We start from the raw sequence: 4144 nt of genomic DNA, 5'->3' as shown, positions 1-4144 counted from the left end.
GGGTCGCGCGCCGCGGCACGCGGCCGGGCCGCTGCCCGAACCCTCGCCGCTGCGGCCGACCTGGCCGCAGGCGATCGGAGGGCTGCTGGGCCTGGCATCCCTCGGCCTGCTGGCCGTCGCCGCGGTGTTCCTCATGCGCGCCTTCCTCAGCACCCCGTTCATGCAGGACTTCCTCGTGACCTACCCGGGCGAGTACCACCCGGTTGTCGAGGTCGAACCGGGCTTCGCCCCATGGGCGAACTGGGCGCACTTCTTCAACATGTTCCTCATGGTGCTGATCATCCGCTCGGGACTGCGCGTGCGCAGCGAGAAGCGGCCCACCGTCTTCTGGGCTCCGCGCGGCGACAGCAAGGGAAAGATCAGCCTGACGCTGTGGTTCCACCAGGCGCTCGATCTGCTGTGGATCATCAACGGCGTCATCTTCGTCGTGCTGCTCGTCACCACCGGCCACTGGGCGCGCATCGTGCCGACGAGCTGGGAGGTCTTCCCGAACGCGCTGTCGGCCGGCCTGCAGTATGTCTCGTTCGACTGGCCGACCGACAACGGCTGGGTGAATTACAACAGCCTGCAGCAGCTGGCCTACTTCGCCACGGTGTTCGTCGCCGCTCCGCTCGCGATCATCACCGGATTCCGGATGTCGGGGCTGTGGCCGAAGAATGCCGAGAAGCTGTCCAAGGCGTACCCGGTGGAGTGGGCGCGCGCGCTGCACTTCCCGGTGATGCTGTACTTCGTCGCGTTCATCATCGTGCACGTCGCGCTCGTTCTCCTCACCGGTGCGCTGCGCAACCTCAACCACATGTTCGCTGCTCAGGGATCGGTGGACGGCATCGCGTACGCGGACGTGTGGACCGGGTTCTGGGTGTTCCTCATCGCGATGGCCGTGATCGCCGGTGGCTGGTTCGCCGCGCGCCCGCTGGTGCTGGCTCCGATCGCCAAGCTGTTCGGTCAGGTCTCCGGACGCTGACGAAGTCGGTCGACTCGTTGATTGACGGCGGTCAGTCCCATGACTAGAGTGACCTTGAGCAAGCGGTTGTTTGGTTGTGCTAAATGCACCGGGTGAATTGCGGGCGCACCTCGATGGCGCGGGCCCGCCTCGACTGAGAGAGGTCGGCGATGCACGGGAACACGATCGTCGAGGGGCTCGCGTTCCCCGAGGGAGCGCGCTGGCGCGAAGGTGCGCTGTACTTCTCCGACATGCACTCGCATCAGGTGCTGAGGTGGAGCGCCGGCAGGCTCGAGGTGCTCGCCCATATCCCGCAGAAGCCTTCAGGGCTGGGCTTCCTCGACGAGGACACGCTGCTGGTCGCTTCGCAGCATGATCGCCGCGTCTTCCGGATCGATCTGAGAGATCCCGGCGCCGAGCCGGTGCTGCATGCAGACCTCACCCAGGCGGCCTCCTGGCATCTCAATGACCTGCTCACCGACCAGGAGGGCCGCGCCTACGTCGGCAACTTCGGCAGCGGTGCACCTCCCGGCGAGGACATCACGCCGGCCAGCCTCGCGCTGGTCGACGTCGACGGTTCGGTGCGTGCAGTCGCCGACGACCTGCTCTTCCCCAACGGCATGGCTCTGCGTCGCGGCGGCACCGAGCTGGTCGTCGCGGAGACGCGATCATCCCCGGGCCGGCTCAGCGTCTTCGACGTCGCCGCAGACGGATCGCTGAGCGGGCGACGGACGCTGGTGGAGTTCGAGTCCGAGTGGCCGGATGGGCTCGCGGTGGACTCGGAGGACGGCATCTGGGTCGCTTCCCCGTTCAGTGACGAGGTCATCCGCGTCGATGTCGATGGTCACGTCACGGACCGGCTCGCCGTCGCGAACCCCTATGCGGTCGCGCTGGGAGGCCAGGACGGACGCGACCTCTTCGTGTGCACCGCGAAGACATGGGTCCCGGAGGGAGCCGCCGTTCAGCGCACCGGAGCGATCGAGGTGCGTCGCGTCGACGTGCCCGCCTCAGAGCTCAGGGCGGTCGCACGCCGATCACGATGACCGGCCGCCAGCGCACACGAAGCAAAGGATGACCATGACAGCACCCCTCGCCTTCTTCTCGTTCGTCAGTCTCGAGGATCGATCGCTGCACGCCGACTACAACAGGTGGCATCAGCTCGACCATCGTCCCGAGAACCTCGCCCTGCCCGGAGTCGCGTGGGGAGACCGCTGGGAGGTGCGTCCGCAGTATTCGGACATGGTCGAGGGCCCCATGACTGGCGAGGTGGACTTCGTCGCGATGTACTGGTTCCGCGACCCCGTTGATGAGTCCGTCGCGGCGTGGGACGCCCTCGGCGAAGCTTCGCACCAGTGGGGGCGTGGACCCCTGATCCCCGGCATCCACAGACCCATGCTGGCATTCTTCAAGCCAGTGAAGGGCTATGCGGCGCCTCGTGCTCTGGTCTCGGCCGACGTGCTACCCTACCGGCCCAACAGGGGCGTGCACGTCACCCTCACCCGGTTCGAGGATCCGCACGGCGCCGAGGCGCATGAGGCGCACCGGCGCGAGGACCGTGAGGTCGTTCCTGCGCTGCTGGAGGTGAACGGTGTCGCCGGCGTGTGGACGTTCTCGTACAGCCATCCGCAGCGCCACTCCTCGCTCCCGTTCGACCAGAGCCTCGACGGCACACCGGGCAGCCACCGCATCCGACTCGTCTACCTCGAGGACGACCCGGCGGCGGTCTCAGGCGAGCTCCGTGCGGTCGAGAGCGGAATTCCCGGCGGCGCAGGAGAGATCCTGTTCTCGGCGCCGGTGTCGACGATCACCCCCTGGCAGGACTGGTGATGGGCGAGGTCGAGCGGCGTCTGCGAGCTCTGGAGGACCGAGCCGAGATCGCTGAGCTGATCGCGCGGTACGGTCCTGCCGTGGATTCGGCAGACGGCGAGGCGGTCGCCGACCTGTGGGCGAGCGACGGGACGTACCAGTTCGATGACACCGTGCTGGATGCCGCGGGTGTGCGCGGGCTGGTCGAGTATCCGACGCACATCGACTACATGCGGCGCGGGTGCGCGCACATCCTCTCGGCGCCGCACATCGTGCTCGACGGCGACACGGCGACGGCGATCACCCACTCGGCGGTGATGATCCACGACGGAGCTCGCTGGGTGGGGGAGCGCGTCAGCGCCAACCGTTGGGGCCTGGTCCGGCACCCGGAGGGATGGCGGGTCCAGTGGCGGCGGAACCGGCTGCTGGACGGCTCGGCCGCTGCGCGGGAGCTGCTCAGCCTCCGAAGCGACTGAGTGGCGTCTCTCCGGACGCCGCCAGACGCGCGAGTGTGCGTGCGCGTGGACCCACCGCGCTTCCGAATCGCACGTCCCACGAGGCGTGGCTCTCGTCGCCCAGCGCTGCACGCGCGTGCAGCGCCCAGTTGGGGTCATCGAGCATCTCACGTCCCAGCAGCACCAGGTCGGCGTCGCCGCGCTCGATGAGCAATTCGGCCTGGTGGGGGTCGACGACGAATCCGACCGTGGCGGTCAGCACATCGACCTCGGAGCGGATTCGACGAGAGAAGTCGGCGTGGAACGCGAAACCGCGGCGGACGCGGGTGTCCGAGGAACGGTCGGTCGTGATGCCGCCCGACGACGTGTCGATGATGTCCACTCCCGCTTCGGCGAGACGGCGCGCCACCTCGACCATCTCGTCTATGCCGAGTCCGCCCGCTGCTCCGTCGACCGACGAGATCCGATACGACAGCGCGGCGGCGCCGCCGATGGCATCCCGAACCGCGGCGACGACCTCGAGAGGATAGCGCAGTCGGTTCTCCGCGCTGCCGCCGTATACGTCCATCCGGTGGTTCGAGACCGGCGACAGGAACGAATGCAGCAGGTATCCGTGCGCGCCGTGCAGTTCGATGAACGAGAAGCCCGCTCGGACCGCGCGGCTGGCGGCATCGTGCCAGCGCTGCACCGAGTGGTCGATGTCGTCCAGCGACATCTCGATCGGAACCTGGTGGCCAGGGCCGCACGCGATCTGCGAAGGCCCGACCACCGGCCAAGGGCCGCTGCCTTCAGCGGCATCCGTCCCGTCGAGCGGAGCGCCGGCCCGCCAGGGCTCGCGGACAGCCGCGCGCCTGCCGGCGTGGCCGAGCTGGATGCCCGGCACGGACCCCGCGCTGCGCACGAGAGCGGCGACCCTGCGCCACCCCGGGATGTGGGCATC

Annotated in this window: 5 protein-coding genes; 4 read left to right on the top strand and 1 reads right to left on the bottom strand. The window is 68.5% G+C overall.

Annotation, left to right across the window (positions count from 1 at the left end):
• The 4 genes from RT309_RS14015 to RT309_RS14000 form a co-directional block, all read left to right on the top strand.
• On the top strand, window positions 1-964 hold a 964-nt coding region (locus RT309_RS14015; RefSeq protein WP_313358013.1), incomplete at its 5' end, for a cytochrome b/b6 domain-containing protein.
• 149 nt (window positions 965-1113) lie between these two features.
• Window positions 1114-1986, top strand: coding sequence for an SMP-30/gluconolactonase/LRE family protein (locus RT309_RS14010; RefSeq protein WP_313358011.1), 873 nt, complete (start codon window positions 1114-1116; stop codon window positions 1984-1986).
• 34 nt (window positions 1987-2020) lie between these two features.
• A complete protein-coding gene (locus RT309_RS14005) occupies window positions 2021-2770 on the top strand; it encodes a hypothetical protein (RefSeq protein ID WP_313358009.1) in 750 nt (249 codons plus the stop codon).
• Window positions 2770-3225 carry a nuclear transport factor 2 family protein gene (locus RT309_RS14000; RefSeq protein WP_313358007.1) on the top strand — a complete coding sequence of 152 codons (456 nt, stop codon included), beginning with the start codon at window positions 2770-2772 and terminating at the stop codon, window positions 3223-3225. Before RT309_RS14005 ends, RT309_RS14000 begins: the two co-directional genes overlap by 1 nt.
• Here RT309_RS14000 and RT309_RS13995 read toward each other — a convergent pair.
• Window positions 3206-4144: NADH:flavin oxidoreductase/NADH oxidase (locus RT309_RS13995; protein ID WP_396654463.1), on the bottom strand; the 939-nt coding region annotated here is incomplete at its 5' end. The two genes, RT309_RS14000 and RT309_RS13995, sit on opposite strands and share 20 nt — an antisense overlap.

The organism is Microbacterium sp., from assembly GCF_032084865.1.
Taxonomy (GTDB): domain Bacteria; phylum Actinomycetota; class Actinomycetes; order Actinomycetales; family Microbacteriaceae; genus Microbacterium.
Note: the sequence above shows the minus strand (reverse complement) of the source record. Positions and strands in the feature narration are given on the sequence as shown.

What these genes read in the sequence shown, in the direction of transcription:
- RT309_RS14010 (WP_313358011.1), top strand. Translation starts at nt 1,114, where the DNA reads ATGCACGGGAACACGATCGTCGAGGGGCTCGCGTTCCCCGAGGGAGCG.
- RT309_RS14005 (WP_313358009.1), top strand. Translation starts at nt 2,021, where the DNA reads ATGACAGCACCCCTCGCCTTCTTCTCGTTCGTCAGTCTCGAGGATCGA.
- RT309_RS14000 (WP_313358007.1), top strand. Translation starts at nt 2,770, where the DNA reads ATGGGCGAGGTCGAGCGGCGTCTGCGAGCTCTGGAGGACCGAGCCGAG.